Source organism: Caballeronia sp. M23-90 (assembly GCF_053574605.1).
This window is the reverse complement of record NZ_JBSIPA010000005.1, coordinates 19,796-41,246: the sequence shown is the minus strand read 5'-3', so window position 1 is coordinate 41,246 and position 21,451 is coordinate 19,796. Positions and strand designations below refer to the sequence as shown.

General features: G+C 56.9%; 14 protein-coding genes and 1 pseudogene. 12 read left to right on the top strand and 3 right to left on the bottom strand.

All coding sequences use genetic code 11. The features are described 5' to 3' along the window. The first annotated feature begins 669 nt into the window (after window positions 1-669). On the top strand, window positions 670-2,019 hold the full coding sequence (locus tag ACRXB1_RS01375; RefSeq protein WP_449490835.1) for an MFS transporter: 1,350 nt from the start codon (window positions 670-672) through the stop codon (window positions 2,017-2,019). A 47-nt stretch (window positions 2,020-2,066) separates the two neighbouring features. Then, complete coding sequence (locus ACRXB1_RS01370) at window positions 2,067-3,161, top strand: porin (RefSeq protein ID WP_449490834.1); 1,095 nt, start codon at window positions 2,067-2,069, stop codon at window positions 3,159-3,161. A gap of 91 nt (window positions 3,162-3,252) precedes the next feature. Here ACRXB1_RS01370 and ACRXB1_RS01365 read toward each other — a convergent pair. Next, window positions 3,253-3,945, bottom strand: a pseudogene (locus tag ACRXB1_RS01365) (molecular chaperone HtpG); the annotation flags it as partial. A gap of 376 nt (window positions 3,946-4,321) precedes the next feature. Between ACRXB1_RS01365 and ACRXB1_RS01360 the strand changes: the two are divergent. From ACRXB1_RS01360 to ACRXB1_RS01335, 6 genes are all read left to right on the top strand, one after another. Further along, on the top strand, window positions 4,322-5,668 hold the full coding sequence (locus ACRXB1_RS01360; protein WP_449490833.1) for a TolC family outer membrane protein: 1,347 nt from the start codon (window positions 4,322-4,324) through the stop codon (window positions 5,666-5,668). A gap of 2 nt (window positions 5,669-5,670) precedes the next feature. Continuing rightward, window positions 5,671-7,395, top strand: coding sequence for a type I secretion system permease/ATPase (locus tag ACRXB1_RS01355; RefSeq protein ID WP_449490832.1), 1,725 nt, complete (start codon window positions 5,671-5,673; stop codon window positions 7,393-7,395). Then, window positions 7,392-8,786, top strand: coding sequence for an HlyD family type I secretion periplasmic adaptor subunit (locus tag ACRXB1_RS01350; RefSeq protein WP_449490831.1), 1,395 nt, complete (start codon window positions 7,392-7,394; stop codon window positions 8,784-8,786). The genes ACRXB1_RS01355 and ACRXB1_RS01350 overlap by 4 nt, the downstream gene beginning before the upstream one ends. A gap of 29 nt (window positions 8,787-8,815) precedes the next feature. Further along, entirely contained in the window at window positions 8,816-9,370 is a 555-nt protein-coding gene (locus ACRXB1_RS01345) for a hypothetical protein (RefSeq protein WP_449490830.1), read from the top strand. Between the two features lie 174 nt (window positions 9,371-9,544). Beyond that, the gene (locus ACRXB1_RS01340) at window positions 9,545-10,063 is read left to right on the top strand and encodes a hypothetical protein (RefSeq protein ID WP_174363792.1); all 519 of its coding nucleotides are present in this window, start codon (window positions 9,545-9,547) and stop codon (window positions 10,061-10,063) included. After that, entirely contained in the window at window positions 10,060-11,841 is a 1,782-nt protein-coding gene (locus ACRXB1_RS01335; protein WP_449490829.1) for a hypothetical protein, read from the top strand. Before ACRXB1_RS01340 ends, ACRXB1_RS01335 begins: the two co-directional genes overlap by 4 nt. Window positions 11,842-12,092: 251 nt before the next feature. Here the strand turns inward: ACRXB1_RS01335 and htpG are convergent, their stop codons facing one another. Both htpG and ACRXB1_RS01325 read right to left on the bottom strand, forming a co-directional pair. After that, window positions 12,093-13,997 carry a molecular chaperone HtpG gene (htpG, locus tag ACRXB1_RS01330; RefSeq protein ID WP_075359559.1) on the bottom strand — a complete coding sequence of 635 codons (1,905 nt, stop codon included), beginning with the start codon at window positions 13,995-13,997 and terminating at the stop codon, window positions 12,093-12,095. Between the two features lie 153 nt (window positions 13,998-14,150). Continuing rightward, on the bottom strand, window positions 14,151-15,593 hold the full coding sequence (locus ACRXB1_RS01325; protein WP_449490828.1) for an aminotransferase-like domain-containing protein: 1,443 nt from the start codon (window positions 15,591-15,593) through the stop codon (window positions 14,151-14,153). 264 nt (window positions 15,594-15,857) lie between these two features. Here ACRXB1_RS01325 and ACRXB1_RS01320 point away from each other — a divergent pair, with 264 nt between their 5' ends. From ACRXB1_RS01320 to ACRXB1_RS01305, 4 genes are all read left to right on the top strand, one after another. After that, window positions 15,858-16,748: a VOC family protein gene (locus ACRXB1_RS01320; protein ID WP_449490827.1), complete on the top strand. Its 891-nt coding sequence runs from the start codon at window positions 15,858-15,860 to the stop codon at window positions 16,746-16,748. Window positions 16,749-16,834: 86 nt separating this feature from the next. After that, window positions 16,835-18,031 (top strand): aminotransferase-like domain-containing protein, encoded by a 1,197-nt coding sequence (locus ACRXB1_RS01315; RefSeq protein ID WP_449490826.1) that lies wholly within the window; start codon window positions 16,835-16,837, stop codon window positions 18,029-18,031. A 30-nt stretch (window positions 18,032-18,061) separates the two neighbouring features. Next, window positions 18,062-18,526, top strand: coding sequence for a RidA family protein (locus ACRXB1_RS01310; RefSeq protein ID WP_449490825.1), 465 nt, complete (start codon window positions 18,062-18,064; stop codon window positions 18,524-18,526). A 515-nt stretch (window positions 18,527-19,041) separates the two neighbouring features. After that, entirely contained in the window at window positions 19,042-21,441 is a 2,400-nt protein-coding gene (locus tag ACRXB1_RS01305) for a bifunctional diguanylate cyclase/phosphodiesterase (protein ID WP_449490824.1), read from the top strand. Window positions 21,442-21,451: the final 10 nt, after the last annotated feature.

The window sequence follows — 21,451 nt, the reverse complement described above, 5'->3', positions numbered from 1 at the left end:
GTTAATTCACAAACCGGGACATACAAATCAAATATCCGGTGAAATTTTTCCTACGATTTCGTAAGCCGATCCAATAGGCGGTTTCCGAAACAGAGTGATTGTGTCGATTTGCGATTCAATTAAATACAAGAAGAATCCGAATCTTTGGAAAATCGGTCTGTTTCCATAATGCCATTTTGGCAAATCGGATTTCAAAAACCAAACAATCCTAATATCCAATCGGTTGATAGCACCGTCAAAATCGATTGACCAGCACCGCGGCCTTCGCTCTTGTATGTGAGGATAATAATGAGATAGCCCGATTTCCCATATTCCGGCACACACTGATTTAAATCGACAAAGGATATAACCTGAAATAAAGTGCATTTGGCTGTCCTAAACAAAGCCCCCAGATCGCGTGAAAAGTAAAAAACTTTATATGGAGTCCGAGCCACCCGGCGTAGATGACCGCGTGTCTCGATATTATCGTTACCACATATGGTCCCGGCGACACAAATATCAACGAATTCGACACTGTGTCGCCATTGTCGTCGCTGCCGGGCCAAGCACCTCTCAGGAGAATGGCGGCGTTATCTCGATTAAGTGACTTCCTCAACACCGGCGCAGCAATATCTCAATATAAACCACTGCTAATTTACATAAATCAAGCAAGATGAGAGGAGCGGTAAAATGAGCCATGAAATTCGGGGTATCAAGCAAAATTCTTTTGTTCCAGATCTTAAGAAGACAGCACAAATACCCCAACAGTCACCAAGCCGGAGACGCTGGCTGATCGCATTGTTATTATTTGTCACAGTAGTAATCAACTATCTGGATCGCAGCAATCTGTCGATCGTGGCGCCCGAACTGATGCGCGAGCTTTCCATCAGTCCCGTTCAGGCAGGCTGGATCTTCTCCGCGTTTGGCTGGACCTATGCCGCCATGCAGATACCCGGTGGCTGGCTGGTCGACCGTGTACGCCCGCGCTATCTGTATGCACTCGCGCTCGCCTCGTGGTCGCTGGCAACGGTGAGCATGGGGTTTGTCGGCAGTTTTGCCGCAATGTTCGGATTGCGACTCATGGTGGGTGCACTGGAAGCCCCGGCCTATCCCATCAACAGCCGCGTCGTCACAACCTGGTTCCCCGAAAACGAACGAGCCTCGGCAATCGGAATTTACACGTCGGGCCAGTTTGTCGGCCTGGCCTTCCTCACGCCCGTGCTGGCATGGCTACAACATCGGTACGGCTGGCACGCGGTCTTCATCGGAACCGGTCTGGCCGGCATCGTATGGGCCGTAGTCTGGTATGCGGTGTATCGGGAACCAAGGCAGTTCAAAGGCGTGAATCCGGCTGAGATCGAACTGATCAGCACAGGCGGCGGTCTGGTCGACCTTGGAGAGAAAAATTCAACGCAAGCGCCTGGATTCAGCCGGGCTGCGCTTCGAGTCGTATTGAGCAAGCGCAAGCTGTGGGGCATTTACCTCGGCCAGTACGCCGTCAGTTCCACGCTGTGGTTCTTCCTCACCTGGTTTCCGACGTATCTGGTGAAGTATCGCGGCATAAACTTCATCAAGTCCGGTTTCCTGACCTCCCTGCCATTTCTTGCCGCTTTTTGTGGCGTCATCAGTGCAGGTCTGTTCTCCGACTGGCTGATCCGCAAAGGCGCCAGCGTCGGCTTTGCCCGCAAATTTCCAATCATCTCCGGGCTGCTGATATCGACCAGCATCATTGGCGCCAACTTCACCGACTCCACCGAATGGGTGATCTTCTTCATGGCCGTCGCGTTTTTCGGAAACGGCTTTGCATCCATCACATGGTCACTGGTTACGTCGCTGGCCCCTGAAAAAATGCTGGGCCTTACTGGCGGGGTCTTCAATTTCATCGGCAATCTCGCCGCTATCTCAACGCCTCTTGCCATCGGCTATCTGGCCAACGGCAGCAACTTCGCGCCGGCCATCACGTACGTGGCATGCGTGGCATTGCTGGGCGCGCTGTCGTACGTCTTTCTGGTCGGCAAAGTGGAACGGATCAAAGCGTAACGGGACCTCATTCACCGAGGCAAGATGTTGCACGCAGGGTATGGAAAATGAAGATATTCTCGATAACAAGCGCTGCATTTGCAGTGATAGCCGGAGCGGCGCAAGCGCAATCGAGCGTCCAGCTTTATGGCGCTCTGGATATAGGCGTTGACTACGCGAATCATTCAGGTATCCAGAATAGCAGCGTGGTCCGTGTTGATTCGGGCACGCTCTACGGCAACCGATGGGGCATACGAGGAAGCGAGGATCTGGGCGACGGGCTCAAGGCTATATTCACAGCCGAGAGCGGCTTCGCCCTTAACAATGGAGCGAGCACGCAGGGCGGCCTGTTGTTCGGCCGACAGGTCTTTGTCGGCTTGCAGAACCGGTTAGGAAAACTGACGATAGGACGTCAATACACGCTCGATGTAGATCTCGCTCCGTACCATGCCAATGTCGCCTCCCGAGCCAACAACTACACAGGTCTCTCCCATTGGGTGGATCGCCTGGCCGATCGCGTCAATAATGCCGTCAAATACCAGACTCCGAACCTGAACGGATTTACCTTCGCCGGTCAATATGGTTTCGGTGGAATCGCCGGCAATGACGCGGCCTTTCGCGTCTTCAACGCCGGGGGCAATTACAGCAACGGACCGGTCGGTTTGGGGGCGACTTATCTACGTATCAACGATGCCAACGGCAACCGACTGACCGGAGTCGCCGTAGTGGACGGGCAATATGTTCTCGGTCCTGCAACGGTGCATCTGGCCTATACAGACACGCGAGGCACGGCAGCCAACACGCTGTGTTTTTCCACCTGCGCAGCCAGACCGAACCAGGTCGTGCGCACCTTCGAGGTCGGGCTCGACTATCAGGCAACGCCAGCGGCCAGGTTCTACACGGGCGGCGCGTACACGCGATTGAACCAAGACCTGACCGGAAACGCTTTCCAGTTCAACCTGTCCGGATTCTATGCGCTTTCGAAGCGTACCGAAATGTACGCGCTGGCGGGATACACCAGGACCACCGGTCTTGGCGGCTTTTCGCGCGTCATGGTGGGCGCGCCCGACTTGGGGGCAACCGCTTTTGCTTCCAACGCACAAGGCACGCCCGATAACGGCAGCCAACTGGGTTTGCGGATCGGCATGATTCACAAGTTCTAGTGCGTCTGCCCTGCCCCATCCCCGTGATTGGTGGGACACGCAAAAAAATGCGCCCCGGGGGGGGCGCATGCACAGGTCGATATTCGCTGACTTATCGCGCCAGCAACAACGCGTTCGTCCGCTTCACAAAACTCGCCGGATCTTCCAGCGTGCCGCCTTCGGCCAGCATCGCCTGATCGAATAACAGATGGCACCAGTCGCCGAAATTCGCGTCATCGGCGTGAAGCTTCTTCACCAGCGGATGCTCCGGGTTCACTTCCAGGATAGGCTGCATCTGCGGCGCGGCCTGACCGGCCTGCTTCAACATACGTTGCAAGTAGCCGCTCATATCGCCGTCATCGGCAACCAGGCACGTCGGCGAATCGGTCAGGCGGAACGTCAGGCGCACGTCCTTCGCCTTGCCTTCCAGCGCAGCCTTCATGCTCTCCACCAGCGGCTTCAATTCTTCGCCGACCTTCTCCTGCGCCTGCTTTTCTTCATCGTTCAGCGCGCCGAGATCCAGGTCGCCGCGCGCCACGCTCTGCAGCGGCTTGCCATCGAATTCATTGAGGAACGACAGCATCCATTCATCGACACGGTCCGTCAGCAACAGCACTTCCACGCCCTTCTTGCGGAACACTTCCAGGTGCGGGCTGTTCTTCGCGGCCTGCCACGTGTCGGCGGTGACGTAATAAATCTTCGTCTGCTCGGGCTTCATGCGCGACACGTAGTCGGCCAGCGCCACTGTCTGCTCCGACGAATCCGTATGCGTCGATGCAAAGCGCACCAGCTTGGCAATGCGTTCGCCTTTCTAAAATATTCCGATTGCCATACATATTTTTTTAAAATGCGAATTAGGAGTTCTCCGATTTTTCAAGCCGTCTGCACCTGTGAAACTTGATTAAACATTCAATTCAAAGATAGTGCGCCGGTCACTCTTTGGGGATCGGCGCCGTCCTTGGACGCTGAGCAAGAGATAGAACTATGAGACAAATTCGCCATGCGACAGGGTGCCGTCTGTGCTCCTATACTAAAAAAACGTTGCCGCACATTGCGAACGAAATTTATCGGGCGCGCGTTACAGCGCTCGCCGAGTCGGCCGGCCAAATGGCTGGTTGCTTATGATGCTTCGGACGAGTTATACGGAACGACGTTCGACTGAGCGTGGGCGCCTCAGTCGCTTGCGTTCATCTGCGCTGACCGCTGGGCTTTTAGCGTTGTCATTTTCGACCGTGACTACCCACGCGGCAAGGCTGTCCGAATTGGTTGATGACGCTTTGGCACATGACGCCACGTTTGCGAGTGCCGAAGCGTCATATCGCGCGGGTTTGCAGAAAGAACCCGAGGCGCGAGCAGCGCTGCTTCCACACCTCGGCCTCACCCAGTCCGATTTCAAAAATGCGATCCATATACCGGGGCAACCAGCTGCACCTTATTCCACGGTGGGCGCAGCGCTATCGCTAAATCAGTCTTTATTTAAGTGGGATGATTGGGAGTCCTATCAGGAAAGTAAACTCTCGGTTATTGGTGCCGGCTTCATCTTCGCTAGCGCGAAGCAGGATATCCTTCTGCGAGTAGCACAAGCGTATTTTGATTCACTATCGGCGAGAGATAGCTTTGTGCTTGCGCAGGAGCATCTGCGTTCGGTCAACGAACAGTTGGAACTGACTCGACGGAGCTTTACGCTCGGCGCAGCGACCGTCGTCGATCTGGACGAGGCACAGGCGGCGGCCGATTCCGCACATGCCGATTTGGTCAAGGCGCAGGGGGAACTTGCTAGGCGCTACGCTGCGCTGCGCAAGATAGTCGGGCACTCCGTCGACGCAATTGAACAGCTCGACGCAAGCACTAGCTTGGCGACCTTTACACCCGGTTCGTCCGAGGTGTGGGAATCGGATGCACAGATATCTGGGCTGGACGTACGGCAACAGCAGATTGCGCTCGAAATTGCGAAGCGAGAGGTCAGCAAAGTGGACGCGAGCTACATGCCGAGTGTTTCTTTAGTCGGCAATGCGAGTAACGGCAACGCGGCGTTCATCAACGGACAAACGAACTTCTACACCGGTGCGCACCGCGCATCGTCGGGCGAGATCGGAATCCAGATCAGCATTCCGCTTTTCGACGGTCTTTCAACATTGAGTAAAAAACGGGAAGCACTCGCGCTCAGAGACAAGGCCGAAGACGACTTGGAGGATGCGCGCCGCTCGGCTGCACTTGATGCTAAACAGGCCTTTCTCGGCGTGAGCGAAGGGCTAGCTCAAATTGCCGCACTGCAGACTGCAGAGCGATCCGCCGCAACGGCCCTGCAATCCGACCGTAAAGGTTTTCGTGTTGGAGTGCGTATCAACGCTAACGTCCTCGACGCCGAAGACAAGCTATTTCGAACAAGGCGCGACCTAGCCAGCGCACGTTATGACACGCTAGTGCAGTTCCTTCGCCTCAAGGCAAGTGTGGCGCAGCTTGACGAGTCGACGCTTGCACAGCTTGACGCGCGCGAAGGCAAACAGGCCGGCGCTTCCGAAAAGTAAATATGACAATTTTTCAGGCAATAAAGCGGCATCTGCTGGTCGCAACGTTCTTCGGCATTGCTAGCAATCTTCTCGTGTTGGCGCCTACGTTGTACCTATTACAGGTTTACGACCGTGTTTTGCCAAGCCGCAGCCTCGAAACATTGGTAATGCTAGTGATATTCATGACGATCGCGTTGTTCATGACGTTTGCAGTGGAAGTTGTCCGCAGCCGCGTGTTGACCGATCTCGGCCGGCAACTCGCGGACCGGTTGGACCGACTAGCTCTCGAGGCCCGCGTCGATATGCTGGCAAGACGAACTCCCCGGCCGGATCTTGCTACGTCTCAGGACGTGGCCGCTCTTCGTGCATTCCTTTCGGGTGCGGGAGTGACTGCGCTTCTTGATATGCCTTGGCTTGTGTTTTACCTAGCGCTCATGTTCCTTTTCCATTGGTCGCTCGGTCTGATTGCGGTGGGAAGCGCGATCATTTTGGTCTGCCTGACATTACTCAACGACAGATCGACCAGGGGCGGAGTGCGCTCATACATGGCACGTCAACGCGAAACGGACCAGATCGCCGCTCAGATTGGGCGCAACGCGGAAATTGTGACTGTGCTTGGCATGAACGCTGCCGTAATTGACGCATGGGCAGTCCGGCGAAGCCTGGATCTAGACGCGCGGGAGCAAGTCACCGACACGTCCATGTTGAACAAAAATGTCAGCAAGGCGCTGCGTCAGGCCATTCAGGTTGTGATGATGGCGGTTGGTGCATGGCTTGTTATCAACCAATATGCAACGGGGGGAGTCATGCTTGCCACCACAATATTGCTAGGCAAAGCACTCGCCCCAGTTGAGCAAATGCTTGGAAGCTGGAAGCAGCTTACAGAGGTTCGGCAGGGTTGGGACCGTCTCAATGCACTATATCGTTGGACGGTTGGACGCAGCGCTATCGAGCTACCTCCGCCCAAGGGCCGGCTTACTGTGGACGCACTGACTTTCAGCAGTCGCAGCGTCAACGATCAACGTGGGCGCCTACTTCTTAAGGGAATTCAATTCTCCCTCGACCCCGGCCAACTGCTCGTGATTGTCGGCTCGAGCGCGTCCGGAAAATCAACACTTCTGCGGCTTCTGGCCGGCCTGTGGGAGCCGCAATCAGGCACGGTGCGCTTGGACGGCGCCGACATTGCCAATTGGCCGCGTGATACGCTGGGACGTCATCTGGGCTATGTCCCACAGGATGTTGAACTCTTTTCCGGAAGCGTTGCAGGCAACATTGCACGTAACCCAAACCCGGCTGGTAACGACGCCCCAGCGGTAGTGCTGGCAGCGCAACGTGCGGGTGTGCACGAGATGATCCTGAAGTTGCCCAGTGGCTATGAGACAAGCATCGGGGACTCAGGCGAGGCGCTCTCAGGTGGTCAACGCCAAGCAATCGCACTGGCTCGCGCGTTGTACGGTGATCCGCGCCTCGTGTTGCTCGATGAACCAAATGCAAATCTCGACGCCGATGGCGAACGTCAGTTGAACGCAGCCCTGCTTCGCTTGAAACGTGACGGGGTAACAGTCGTTGTGGTGACGCACCGTCAGGCGGTGCTCTCGATTGCCGACCGGGTGATGATGATGCGGAGCGGACAGATTGAATGCTTTGGTACGCGCGAGCAGGTCGAGTCGTGGGCTCGGTCGAAGGCCCCACCGGTAGGACCTGCACCACGCGATAAAGACCGACGGGAGATCGCCGCATCATGAGGCTCCGTCCGTTCATAAACCATTTGCGCGACCGTATCCGGAGCGCGATAGCTGAGCCCCGCCGACCATCCGAACCTCAATCTACAAACGCGCCTTTGTCTTTGCCGCGCCGGGTGGTTGCATCCGGGTGCGTTGTGCTGATGCTGGGCTGCGGCGCGCTCGGCGTATGGGCCACATTGGCTCCCCTATCGGGCGCGGTCGTCGCAGAGGGTGTCGTCCGTGACGATGGCGAACGCAAGACGGTAATGCATCAGGAAGGCGGGATTATTAAAGCCATCTTCGTAAAGGACGGCGATCATGTTAAGGCCAAGCAGGTGTTGCTCACGCTCGACAGCGTGCGGCCCGATGCCGAGGTGGCAGCGCTCCAGTCGCAACTTGCCGACGTTCAAGCAAAGGCAGCAAGACTCGAAGCAGAGCGCGACATGAAAAGCTCGGTTACGTTTCCAGCACCGTTGATCGCTCGGTCGTCGGACCCAGCCATTGCTACGCTAATTCAGCGGGAGCAAACGCTATTTGACTCAGAGCGACAAACTCTGAACGACCAACTGCGTTTATTGCGAGAACAGGCAGACCAAACCCGCGAGGAAATTTCAACCGAGATTGCGCTGGTACGCACCAGTGACGAGAGTCTCGCAATCTCAAAGCAGGAGCTCGAAGTCAATGAACAGCTACGAAGCGAAGGCTACGTGACCGAAACAAAGATGATGGAATTGCGGCGAGCCGCAGCTGACTACAAGTCGCGCCAACAATCAAATACGGCAGAATTGATTCGTGCTCGCCAAAAGCAAACCGATCTCGAGCTGAAAATCACCGCTCTACGCAACGACTATGTGAAGGCAGCCGACACGCAGCTAAAGGACGCCACCGCGAAAATTCAACAACTCGCCGACCAGCTACGTCCGGCTGAAGATACCGAAACACGCACCAGTATCGTTGCACCGGTCGATGGAGAAGTCGTTGGACTTATGGTGCATACAATTGGCGCGGCCATTGGTCCGCGAGAGCCGATCCTCGACCTAGTGCCGTCGGGAACGCCTTTGCTCGTTGAAGCAAAGATAAAGCCTGATAACGTGCGTGAAGTTATGCCCGGAAGCACGGCTGACGTCCGGCTGACCGCGTACAACCCGAGAACCTCTCCCCTACTTCAAGGCACGGTGACGTATCTCTCGGCCGATTCGCTGAACGACAAGGAGACCCGGCAGCCTTTCTACCTTGCCCATATAGAGATTCCGGTCGATGTCATTGCGCGCGCCAACAAAGCGGCGCGCGAGCCGATTCGACTCGGGCCGGGACTGCGGGCGGAAGTATTCATCAAGACCCGTTCGCGAACTGCGATCGATTACTTGTTTGAACCGCTTTGGGACGGAATTCAGAAATCCATGCGGGATTAATTGTTTCAACCTAGATCGAACGCAACAATATGGATAAAGCCACATTAGAGCTTATCGCGTTGATATCCTGCCTGTTGCTGCTATTAGGCTGCGCACCGCCTTCTCAACCGGCATCGCAACTGCGGTATGCAGCAATCAAGCGAAACTTTTTAAATAACAAATTATGCATTAATCAACATAAGCTCGACGGTATAAGCCGTCCAACGCGTGGCGTGATAGAAGGAAGTGGTTCATTTACCACTCCGTCTTGGGAACTTTACATTATCGATCTGGACGGTCAGAAACTTTCAAAAATCGAAAGCGTTTGGGCGTTCGAAGATGGAAAGATGACGGTCAAACCGAACAAACTTGAGACGATTAACATCAATTCAAGCGAGATCCAGACCGTTGTTGCACTTGCCAATTTACTGTGGGCCAGTGATGCCGACACTCCTAGCCTTTCGATAACAGATACGGCATGGAATATCCAACTTATCGATGGCTTAGACGAAAAATGCGAATCAGCCAGGGGTGCGCCTAGAGGAAATGGTGGCAGCTTAACCAAAATTATTTATTCGATCTGGAAATCTAATCAAACGAATTAGGTACGAGATAGAGCTGAGCGGCTTTCCTACTGAGATGATTTATCTACACCACGCGATATGATTTATCAAGGCGGGCAACATTCCTGAAGGTTGTGAATTATGAAAAATTTCAGCGCAAAAAAATACTTTAAAGCGTCTATTTGCGTAATTTTGTTCTTTTTCGTGGAGGGTTGCATGGAATCCCCCCCTGCTTCGATGGCGGCTAGAAGCCCTGACCGCTTCCTCTCTGACTTACATGACTTCATTGACCACGGCGATTTAAATAACGAAAAAGAAGTCGCGGAGACGTTTAGGCTGCGTCTAACGGTGCATTCGATGAATGCTGTTTTAAATCCGAGGACCAACATTTTGGAAGGCACCTCTTCCGCCTTCCAAGCAACCCCATTATCAACCGAAACCCTAGTTAACGCCGACGAGCCGAAAACAAATTACGGTAAATTCAAATCTAACGATTCGTCGTTCGAAAAATCATCCCTGTCCGAAGGAATTAACGAAGCCGAAATTTGCATTAAAAAAGAAAGATTTGTTTCGACATGGGGGGTCGGCGAACCGCAGTTCAATCCGTCCTTTCGGGGACAGCTTACTTATAATTTTTTAGGGAGAAACAAAATTGAAATGTATCTATTATTTACGAAAACAGGATGCTTGCATGATCTCACACTTTATCAAAATAGAAGGAATGACTCAAAATGACCGCTAAAACGATTACTGGGAATGAGAGTTTCTGGGGCACGATCAAACTGTCTGCAGATGCAATCGCCCTTATAAATGCAAGTCCGACCCTTGTGATGGAATTGCTAGATTACAGTAATGCTGTTGGAGTTACTGCGGGGACGATGGGCATAGACACCGGGACGGGAACGGGAACCGGTTGGAACGGAAGCGCCATATTCTTTGCTCAAAACTGGAACACGCTACCCACAACGACGATCGTTGGACAGCTCGCCCACGAAATTGGCCATTTCGAGAACGCGACCGCAGATATTGCATTTGACGACGAATATCGGCCAGCCGCTACAGATCAAAGTATTACGGCTGATGATGTGCGCGCTATGATGGGGTTACATCGTGAAGGCGAAGCTGCGTACAACAACTGGGTAGTGCAGCAGGAAATCTTGAAGGCAACTAGCTCCGACGGGTCCGGCAAGGGCGGCACGGAAATCTATCTTGCCGGAGATGGCGTCTACAGCACAGGGCCATCAAATCTCCAATCGATACTCGACACTCAGCACACTTCAGACGTCTCAGGAAAGCTGACAGCAAGTCAAGAGAAGAACGCAATGATCGAGGACGCGATGCACGTGTTTGCACCGCTTCCGACTAGCGAAGATGGCACGAGCTATTACAATTACTACATGAAAGTAAATGGCGCCGCCAATCCAGCACAAGCGCCCGCTCTAGGAGCGTCGGGAATTACGTTCAACGATCCTAACGAGAACGGCAATTTCACAACTATGGGTGACACGTTCTCGTCTGGACAGTCGGTAACGCAAAGCTTCAGCGGAAGTTCATTATTAACTTCGGTAACTAAAGATCAGTTCGGCAACGTTCTTACGCAGACAACTTATTCACATAATGCCGACGGCAGCTACATCGCTAGCCAGGTCGATCACCTCTTCAATGCCAATGGCACGCAAACCGCGTACGCATTCAACGCTGCAGGTCATGAAACCGAACAAGCAACGTTTGGCACCAATGGCAAGATCACTCAGGATTTCGTCTTCGACGGAGCGAGTGGCCGGGAGTTGCAAGAGACTGACTACAACACCGACGGCAGCGGCGTTGCACATGCCTTCAATCCTGACGGAACGCAGAACGCTGCCGTGTTCGATCCGTCCGGACATGTATCTGAATATGCGACGTACGGCGCAAACGGCAAAATGACGACCGATGCCTATTACAATTCGAATGGCCGTGAAACGCAACTGAACGAATATTCAGGCAATCAGACAACGGTCCACGTGATCAACGCAGACAATTCGCAGACGGCGACAGTCTATAACAGCAGCGGTCATGAGACTGAGTACGCGGAGTTCAATACGAGCGGTCATAAAACGGACGACTATTTTTTTGACGGAACGACTGGCCGTGAAACTGAGTATGACCAGTACGGCAACAATAGCAGCATGACCGCACATCTGTTCAATAGTGATAACACGCAGAACGCCATTATCTTTAATGGAAACGGACAAGAGCTGGAGTACGACTCATTTGATAGCAGTGGCAAGCTCACTGGTTTCACCGAATTCACCTACGGAGCCGGCGGCGGTTATGACGCGGTTGCGTATGGGCCGACAGGATATGAGACTGGATGGGCGGACTACGCAAACAACAACGCGCTCATATCATCCGGTGGGGGCCAGTACAACTTTACGCTAGGGAACGAATATGACGGGGGCAGCGACGACTTCGACTTTGGGTCGTTCGAAGAGGATATGGGATATTCCGCAGATTTCGGATTTTCGTTCTAATAGAAATAAGAGCCCAGGGGCTTCGGCGCCGTTGCAAGGCCATCTGACGCACGAAGTGGCCGAGATGAAGCATAGGTTGTCACGCTTTTGCACGTCTACGAGCGCTGACCGACCACGATGCGCGCCGCCCCGTTCGGAGCGGCGAGGGATCGCTGCGCAATTAAACCATAGTCCGCGCTCGGCTCACCGTAAGCGCGGACTATCGAAAAATGCGCCCCGAAGGGCGCATGCACAGGTAGATATTCGCTGACTTATCGCGCCAGCAACAACGCGTTCGTCCGCTTCACAAAACTCGCCGGATCTTCCAGCGTGCCGCCTTCGGCCAGCATCGCCTGATCGAATAACAGATGGCACCAGTCGCCGAAATTCGCGTCATCGGCGTGAAGCTTCTTCACCAGCGGATGCTCCGGGTTCACTTCCAGGATAGGCTGCATCTGCGGCGCGGCCTGACCGGCCTGCTTCAACATACGTTGCAAGTAGCCGCTCATATCGCCGTCATCGGCAACCAGGCACGTCGGCGAATCGGTCAGGCGGAACGTCAGGCGCACGTCCTTCGCCTTGCCTTCCAGCGCAGCCTTCATGCTCTCCACCAGCGGCTTCAATTCTTCGCCGACCTTCTCCTGCGCCTGCTTTTCTTCATCGTTCAGCGCGCCGAGATCCAGGTCGCCGCGCGCCACGCTCTGCAGCGGCTTGCCATCGAATTCATTGAGGAACGACAGCATCCATTCATCGACACGGTCCGTCAGCAACAGCACTTCCACGCCCTTCTTGCGGAACACTTCCAGGTGCGGGCTGTTCTTCGCGGCCTGCCACGTGTCGGCGGTGACGTAATAAATCTTCGTCTGCTCGGGCTTCATGCGCGACACGTAGTCGGCCAGCGCCACTGTCTGCTCCGACGAATCCGTATGCGTCGATGCAAAGCGCACCAGCTTGGCAATGCGTTCGCGATTGCCGTAATCCTCGCCGATACCTTCCTTGAACACCTGTCCGAACTCTTTCCAGAACGTGGCGTACCTGGCTTTCCCGGCGTCATCGGTGGCGTCAGCGGACGACGATGCCACTTCTTCCAGCATCGATAAAACGCGCTTCGTCACGCCTTCGCGAATGGCTTTTACGTCGCGGCTTTCCTGCAGGATTTCACGCGATACGTTCAGCGGCAGATCCGCCGAATCGACTACGCCCTTCACGAATCGCAAGTACGCCGGCACGAGCTGTTCCGCGTCGTCCATGATGAACACGCGCTTCACATACAGCTTCAGGCCGCCTTTATGATCGCGATTCCACATATCGAACGGCGCGTGCTTCGGCACGTACAGCAACTGCGTGTATTCGCTGCGGCCTTCCACGCGGTTGTGGGTCCACGCGAGCGGCTCGTCATGATCGTGCGAGATGTGCTGATAGAACAGCTTGTATTGCTCGTCGGTGACGTCGCTCTTCGCGCGGGTCCACAGCGCGCTCGCCTGGTTCACCGTCTCGTCTTCGTCCTGCGTAACCATTTCGGACTTCTCGGCATCCCATTCTTCCTTCTTCATCAGGATGGGCAGCGCGACGTGATCCGAATATTTCTGGATGACCGACTTTAGCTTGTGCGTGGAGAGGAATTCGTCCTCTTCCGGACGCAAATGCAGCGTGATGCTCGAGCCGCGTTGCGCACGCTCGATCTGTTCAACCACGAAATCGCCCTCGCCCGCGCTTTCCCAACGCACGCCTTCGCTGGCCGGCAACCCGGCGCGACGCGTTTCGACCGTGATCTTGTCCGCGACAATGAAACCCGAATAAAAGCCGACACCAAACTGGCCGATAAGCGCGGCGTCCTTCTGCTGATCGCCGGAGAGCTTCGAGAAAAACTCCTTCGTGCCCGAACGCGCGATCGTGCCGAGGTTCGCGATCGCTTCGTCGCGGCTCATGCCGATGCCGTTATCGTCGATGGTGATGGTCCGCGCCGCCTTGTCGTACGAGATGCGGATGCGCAGATCCGGATCGTTCTCATACAAGGCGCCGTTTTCGATGCCCTCGAAACGCAGCTTGTCCGCCGCGTCCGATGCGTTCGAAATCAGCTCGCGCAGGAAAATCTCCTTGTTGCTGTAAAGCGAATGGATCATCAGATGCAGAAGCTGCTTCACTTCTGCCTGAAAGCTCATGGTTTCTTGTGCCATGGTCGGTTCCTCGTTTGTCTAGTGTTGACGGGTTTTAGCGGCAGCGCGATGCAGCAAAACTGAGCAAAAGCATCGCGCGAATCCTGCGACACATGAGGTCGGCTGCGGGAATTTCAAGGGGTTTTTCGAAAGCGCGCTAAGGAGCGCGCCGCCCTAACCCATGCGGTCCGCATACTCGGTGAGCACCGCGGGCAATCCTAGATCGCCGCAATTTGCAATGTTAAAGCGCATCCAGGTGCTCGGCAGTTGATGCGGCGAAAAGAGGCTTCCCGGCGTCAGAAGGAAACCGGCCTCGTGCCCGAAGGCCGCAAGCGCTTCCGAATCCACGCCGGTATCGGCCCATAAAAACATGCCCGCCGCCGGGACGAGATACGGCTTGTAGCCCACTTTTTCGAACATGCGTACGGTCTTCTCGCGCACGCCGTCGAGTTTCACGCGCAGGCGTTCGACGTGGCGGCGGTAGTGGCCATCGGTGAGCACCTTGTACAGCACGCGCTCGTTGAGTTCGGGACTCGTCATGCCAACGAGCATCTTCTGGTCGGCAATCGCATTCGCCACCTCCGGCGCGCACGCGATGTACCCCACCCGCAAGTTCGGCGCGAGCGTCTTCGAAAAGCTGTTGAGGAAGATCACGCGCTTGAGCTGATCGAGGCTTGCGAGGCGCGTGGCCGCGAAGTTGGTCGGGCAGAGGTCGCCGTAAATATCGTCTTCCACGACGATGAAATCATAGGTCTGCGCGAGCTGGAGAATCCGGAAAGCCTGCGCGGCCGTAAGCGATGTTCCCGTGGGATTCTGCAGAACCGAATTGATCACGAGCATCTTCGGGCGCCACGTCTGCACGAGGTTTTCGAGGGCGTCGAGATCGGGGCCGTCGGGCGTGTAAGGCATGCCGACGAGCCGCGCGCCCTGCGCCACGAAGCGGCCGAACATCTGGAACCACGCGGGGTCGCCCACGATCACCGTGTCGCCCGGTTTGACGAACACGCGCGCAATCAGGTCGATGGCTTGCGTCACGCCCGACACCATCACGATTTGCTGCGTCGATGCCCCGATTTCCAGTTCCTCCAGCCGCGTCTGCAATTGCTGGCGCAGCGGCAAAAACCCTTGCGGCGTGCCGAAACCGAGCATCTGGCCGCCGCTTTGCCGGCTTATCGAACGCAGCGCGCCGGTCAGCAATTCGCCATTCAGCCAGCTCGACGGCAAATAGCCGATGCCCGGCCCCTTCGCCGGACTCGACGTATGCAGCATGTTGCGCAGCAGCCAGACCACGTCGATGGTGCTCGGGACCGGCTGCGGCTCACTGGCCGATTGGGGATGGACGTGGGCGTCGTTCGATCCGCTGCGGTCGCGCACGAAAAAACCGGAGCCGCGCCGTGAATCGAGATAACCGTGCGCCACCAGCCGCTCGTACGCCTCGACCACGGTAAAGCGCGACACGCCTTTGTCGACGGCGAGTTTGCGGATCGACGGCATGCGCATGCCCGGGCGAAACACTCTTTCATCGATACGACGCCGCCCCCACTGGACCAGCTGGTCGACAAGCGTGAGCTGTGGCGCGCCGTGCGGCGCCGGAATCTGGTCGAGCGGGACGGACATGCCGGGCTCCATCGAGTGATTGCGTGCGGTGACTGTACTGAGAGGTATCGGCTTGATTGTACCGTTACTGTTACGGTCCCACCCGCTACATTTTGAGATCGCGCCGATGCTAATCTGGCCACTTTTGTAGCCGTGCAGCGAGTATCGAATACTCGGCCCAATGGCTGACGCGGTCGCGCATGCGGGCGAAACAGGTATGCTGGCGAGCTTGGCCGTGATTTTCCATGCAACACATTCACGTCGTATTTACGTAGTCCGTGCTCCATGACCGCTCCGCCGCTGCAACTCGATCATCTTGTCATCGCCGCCCGAACGCTTGAAGAAGGCGCGAGTTTTGTCGCCGCGAAACTGGGCGTGCAGACGAGCGAGGGTGGCGCCCATCCGCTGATGCGCACGCACAACCGCCTGTTGAATCTCTGGGGCGGCGCTTATCTGGAAGTCATCGCTATCGATCCGACTGCGGCCAATACGGATTCATCGCGTCCGCTTCTGCGTCCGCGTCTCTTCGCACTCGACGACCCCGCGTTTCTCAAGCGGCTCGAAACAGGGCCGCAACTCGTGCACTGGGTTGCACGCGTCGAGCGTCCGAAGGTGCTGACGCGCTGGCAGGCGCAATACCCGGAGCGCATTGCGTCGGTCGTCGCCATGTCGCGCGGCGCGAATAGCTGGAACCTGACTGTTCCCCACGACGGCTCGTTCCCGGCCTGGCAAGGTTCCGGCGATGGAGTCCTGCCCTCGCTGATTCAGTGGGACACCACGCGGCATCCGGGTGCGTCGTTGCCGGAAACGGGCATTGCGCTGAAATCGCTGACGGGGTTTCATCCGCGCGCGCATGTGCTCCTGGAGCAGATGGCGTGGCTCGGCGCATCGCACTTGATGAACGTCGAAGTGACCGAAGGCGCGCCGGTCCTGGTCGCGGAATTCGAGTTGCCGGACGGCTCCATCGTCACGATGGGGAAAACGTCCGAAACAATCGAAGCCGCAGCGCAGGCAGCGCGGCAAGCCGAACTTGCCGCGGCAAAACCCGCCCGCAAGCGCGCGAAAAGCAGGAAGCCAGAAGACGTAACCGAAACAGCCGATATTGCCGAAACTGCCGCCGATTCGTCGCCCGACGAAGCCGTGCAACAAGACGACGGACAGCAGGACGAGCGCTAAATACCTGAAAGCGGCGCGATAATAAGCGTGCGCCGCACCCATTGCACCCACACCCGTACCGCCCACCAAGACCGACCGAGGACCCCATGAATCAAGCCGACCTTCAAGCCCAGCCGTGGCAGCTTTCCGAACGCGCGAGAAAGCTCACCAGTTCGGCGATTCGTGAAATCCTGAAGGTCACCGAGCGGCCCGAGGTCATTTCGTTCGCGGGCGGGCTGCCGTCGCCGGCGACTTTTCCGGTCGAGGAAATGCGCGTGGCGTGCGATCGCATCCTGCGCGACAGCCCCGCCGCCGCGCTGCAATACAGCGCGACCGAGGGCTATCTGCCGTTGCGCGAATGGGTTGCGCAACGGTATTCGGTGAACGGCGCGTCGGTGCGTGCGTCGCAAGTGCTGATCACCACCGGCTCGCAGCAGGCGCTCGATCTGCTCGGCAAGGTGCTGATCGATCCGGCGAGCCGCGTGCTGGTCGAAACACCGACTTATCTCGGCGCGCTGCAATCGTTTTCAATGTACGAACCAAAATACGTTCAGGTCCCAACCGATGAACACGGCCTGATCCCCGAAGCGCTGACTAGCACGCTGACAGCAGGCGCGCGTCTTTTGTATGCGCAGCCCAATTTCCAGAACCCGACAGGCCGTCGTCTTTCGCTCGAACGCCGCACGGCGCTCGCCGCGTTCGCGCAACGTGCCGGGTTCCCTGTGATCGAGGACGATCCGTATGGCGCGCTCGACTATGCCGGCGCGCCGCTGCCGACCATGCTCTCCATGGCGCCGGATCACATCGTGCATCTTGGGTCGTTTTCGAAGGTGTTGTCGCCGGGCATGCGCGTGGGTTACATCATCGCGCCCGAGGAACTGCACTTCAAACTCGTGCAGGCCAAGCAGGCGACCGACCTGCATACGCCGAGCCTCACGCAGCGCATCGTGCATGAGGTCGTGAAGGACGGGTTTCTCGAAACGCATATCCCGAAGATCCGCGCGCTGTATCGCGATCAATGCGCGGCCATGCTGGCATCGCTTGAAAAACACATGCCGGCGGGCGTGGAATGGAACCGGCCGGAAGGCGGGATGTTCGTGTGGGTGAAGCTGCCCCAGCACATCGATACAATGAAACTGCTCGAGCAGTCCATTGCACAGCACGTGGCGTTCGTTCCAGGCGGACCATTCTTCGCGAACGAAGCCGAGCACAACACGCTGCGCCTGTCGTTCGTGACGGTGCCCCCGGCCGTGATCGACGAAGGCATTGCAAAGCTCGGCGCGCTGATCCGCGCGCAGGTCTGAATTTCATCATTCATTTCAAAGGGATTTCGCATGGCCCAACTCAACGTGTATGACAAGCTGAAAGAACTCGGTATTGAATTGCCGACCGCCGGCGCCCCCGCCGCGGCCTACGTGATGAGCGCGCAAAGTGGCAACACAGTGTACCTCTCCGGCCATATCGCGAAGAAAGACGGCAAGGTGTGGGCGGGCAAGCTGGGCGCCACGCTCACGACCGCCGAAGGCCAGGCCGCGGCGCGTTCAATTGCCATTGATCTGATTGCGACGCTGCACGCGCATGTGGGCGACCTGAACAAGGTCACGCGAATCGTGAAGGTGATGAGCCTTGTGAACTCCACCTTCGAATTCACCGAACAGCACCTGGTGACGAATGGCGCATCCGAATTGATCGCCAATGTTTTCGGCGAGCGCGGCAAGCACGCCCGCTCCGCTTTCGGCGTGGCGCAAATTCCGCTCGGCGCGTGTGTCGAGATTGAATTGATCGCCGAAGTCGCCTGAACTGTCGAGAATTAAACCTTAAAGGCGTTTTCGTACGCCGGTTTATTGCACTTGATTGTTTCCCCGGTGCCGCCCGGCATCGGGATCTAAAATCCAGATGTTCTTTATATCGATAAACTGCATCTGCGAAACAGCGTTTCAGACCGCGGAGCCGCGCCAGCCATGCGTTTCAGCCCTCCGCGTATACCTCGATGCCTCATTGCGCCCATGAGCTTCCTTAAACGGGTCGCCTTCAGTAATATCTAATCCGGTCGTCATTGGTAATATCTGACCTGCCGGCGTCGGGGCTTGTCGTTGATGGGTCGTGAGTTTTAAGTATTCGTGTCCAATAAATCAACTGTAAGAAATGCAAGACGTGCTAAAGGCAATTTTGCGCGAACCCGCGAACGATTCCGAAAAACGCATCCAGTTTGAATGATTTACGAACTGGATCGAGTCAGCATCGCACCGCCGGACCTGTGATCCGGACCACCCGCCCGCCACCACGTCACCGGGTCCTTGAACTGACCGAACCCATGAATCGATCACGGCCCAAAGCGCCACGGGATATGAAACACGCGGACTTCCCGCGCAGGAGTCGCGCATTGTTCGCGATTCCCGCGCTGGGGGCGCTCGTGCTCGTGCTGCTCTGGACGGTCATCTTCGCGCGTCTTTCGGTGGAGCGCGAGGCGGCGACGCACGCGTCCATGGCATCGGCTGCCATTCTTTCTTCCGCGCTCGAACAGCACACGATCAAGGCGATCCACCAGGTCGACCAGATTACGCGTTTCGTCAAATACGAGTTCGAGAAAACACCCGGCCAGTTCAACCTGGCGAGCACGGTGGAAAAAGGCGTGGTGCAAAGCGACACGCTGGTGCAAGTGTCTCTGATCAACGAACACGGCATCCTCACCGCGACCACCGCTGAATCGAATCCCAAGCCTCTCGATCTCTCGGACCGCGAGCATTTCCGGGTTCACGCGTTATCGAACGATGACTTGCTGTTTATCAGCAAGCCGGTGCTTGGCCGGGTCTCGCGACAATGGACGCTGCAGATCACACGGCGCCTGAATCATCCAGATGGGTCGTTCGCGGGCGTGGTGGTCGTTTCAGAGAACCCCAGCTACTTCACGAGCGATTTCTACAACGTTGCGTCCATCGGCCGCGAAGGCGTCGTCGCCGTGATCTCGGATAACGGCTCCGTGCTGGCACGCAGTACCGGCGCGGGTTCGGTCACATCGAAGGCCAACGGCCGCATGATGCAGATGGGCGAGCCGGGCAGCGACACGGCGAGCGTCTTCACGGCAAGCGGCGTGTATCCGACGTCCGAGCACGCGTCGGGCATCTACGTCGATCCCATTGATAACGTCACGCGCATTGTTTCGTACCGGCATATCGATGGCTATCCGCTCGGCGTGCTGGTCGGGCTGTCGCAGGCTGAGGAGTTCGTCGATTTCAATCACACGCGCCGCGTCTATCTGCTGATGGCGACGTTCATCTCGCTCGCCATGCTCGGTTTCTTTGCGGTGGCGACGGGTCTTATCGGCAAGTTGCTCGGACGCGAGCGCGAGATGACGCATCTGGTCGAATACGATTTGCTGACCGGATTGCGTAACCGCTATTCCACGCTGCAGACGCTCAGGCACGACGTGGTCAAACCCGAGAACGTGGGTCGTCTGGCGCTGCTGTTTATCGACCTCGACAACTTCAAGACCGTCAACGATACGCTCGGCCACAACGCCGGCGACATCGTCCTGCAGATGACCGCATCGCGGCTCGCGGAAACCGTCGGCGACCATGGCACGCTGTCGCGCATTGGCGGCGATGAATTCGTGGTCGTCGTCAAGGGCGCCGATGTCGAGCGCCAGGCGGTCGAGATGGCCGAAGCGGTCTCGCATATGTTCGCCACGCCCTTCGACGTCCGCGGCAGCGCCTTCGTGCTGCATGCGAGCGTCGGCATTGCGTTGTATTCGGTAGCGAGCGAAAGCGAAATCGACTTGCTGAAGAAGGCCGATCTCGCCATGTACAGCGCGAAGGACGCGGGCAAGAACTGCTATCAGTTTTACTCGCCGCAGTTGTCGCATCGCGCCGACCATCTGATGAAGTGGGAACAGCAACTGCGCGTCGCGCTCGCGCAGAACCAGTTGTTCCTCGCGTACCAGCCGAAGATCGACCTCACTCGCCGATGCATCACCGGTTTCGAAGCGCTCGCCCGATGGAACCATCCGCAGCACGGCCTGATTCCCGCAAACGAATTCATCCCGGTCGCGGAAAGCACGGGCTTGATCGTGCCTATCGGGGACTTCGTGATTCATACCGCGTGCCGGCAACTGGCCATCTGGCAGGCACAAGGGTATGACGGCCTGTCGCTCGCGGTGAATATCTCGGCGGTGCAATTCTGGCGCGGCGATCTGCTCGAAACGGTCGCGGCGGCCATACGGGACAGCGGTATTGCGCCGGGCAAACTCGAACTCGAGATCACCGAAACCGTGATGATGGAGTTTCCGGATATCGTCGCGGAAAAGATCGCGGCGTTGAAACGGCTCGGCGTGCGCATCGCGCTGGATGATTTCGGCACGGGATATTCGTCGCTGTCGTACCTCAACCGTTTTGCTGTCGATACCCTCAAGGTCGACCGGTCGTTTATCCAGGCCATTCCGCATGACCGCAGCGTCTGCGTGATGGTTTCAGCAATTGTGAATCTGGCGCGCTCGCTCGGACTGACCGTGGTTGTGGAAGGCACCGAGACCGAAGAGCAGATCACCTGGCTGTCGCGACTCGGGCCGATTGAAGCGCAGGGTTTTCTCTTCTCTCGGGCGGTGCCCGCTGAAGGCGTGCAGGCCTTGCTCGACCGGTTCGGAGTGTGCGGTTTGGGCCTCGTATCCGATGTCGTCGCGCTTCCGTTTGGCGAAGCGCCGTCGAATGCGGTGGAATGAGCCGGGTTCT

Coding starts and splice junctions, on each gene's coding strand:
- ACRXB1_RS01375 (WP_449490835.1), top strand. CDS start 670: ATGAGCCATGAAATTCGGGGTATCAAGCAAAATTCTTTTGTTCCAGAT.
- ACRXB1_RS01370 (WP_449490834.1), top strand. CDS start 2,067: ATGAAGATATTCTCGATAACAAGCGCTGCATTTGCAGTGATAGCCGGA.
- ACRXB1_RS01355 (WP_449490832.1), top strand. CDS start 5,671: ATGACAATTTTTCAGGCAATAAAGCGGCATCTGCTGGTCGCAACGTTC.
- ACRXB1_RS01350 (WP_449490831.1), top strand. CDS start 7,392: ATGAGGCTCCGTCCGTTCATAAACCATTTGCGCGACCGTATCCGGAGC.
- ACRXB1_RS01345 (WP_449490830.1), top strand. CDS start 8,816: ATGGATAAAGCCACATTAGAGCTTATCGCGTTGATATCCTGCCTGTTG.
- ACRXB1_RS01340 (WP_174363792.1), top strand. CDS start 9,545: ATGGAATCCCCCCCTGCTTCGATGGCGGCTAGAAGCCCTGACCGCTTC.
- ACRXB1_RS01335 (WP_449490829.1), top strand. CDS start 10,060: ATGACCGCTAAAACGATTACTGGGAATGAGAGTTTCTGGGGCACGATC.
- htpG (WP_075359559.1), bottom strand. CDS start 13,997: ATGGCACAAGAAACCATGAGCTTTCAGGCAGAAGTGAAGCAGCTTCTG.
- ACRXB1_RS01325 (WP_449490828.1), bottom strand. CDS start 15,593: ATGTCCGTCCCGCTCGACCAGATTCCGGCGCCGCACGGCGCGCCACAG.
- ACRXB1_RS01320 (WP_449490827.1), top strand. CDS start 15,858: ATGACCGCTCCGCCGCTGCAACTCGATCATCTTGTCATCGCCGCCCGA.
- ACRXB1_RS01315 (WP_449490826.1), top strand. CDS start 16,835: ATGAATCAAGCCGACCTTCAAGCCCAGCCGTGGCAGCTTTCCGAACGC.
- ACRXB1_RS01310 (WP_449490825.1), top strand. CDS start 18,062: ATGGCCCAACTCAACGTGTATGACAAGCTGAAAGAACTCGGTATTGAA.
- ACRXB1_RS01305 (WP_449490824.1), top strand. CDS start 19,042: ATGAATCGATCACGGCCCAAAGCGCCACGGGATATGAAACACGCGGAC.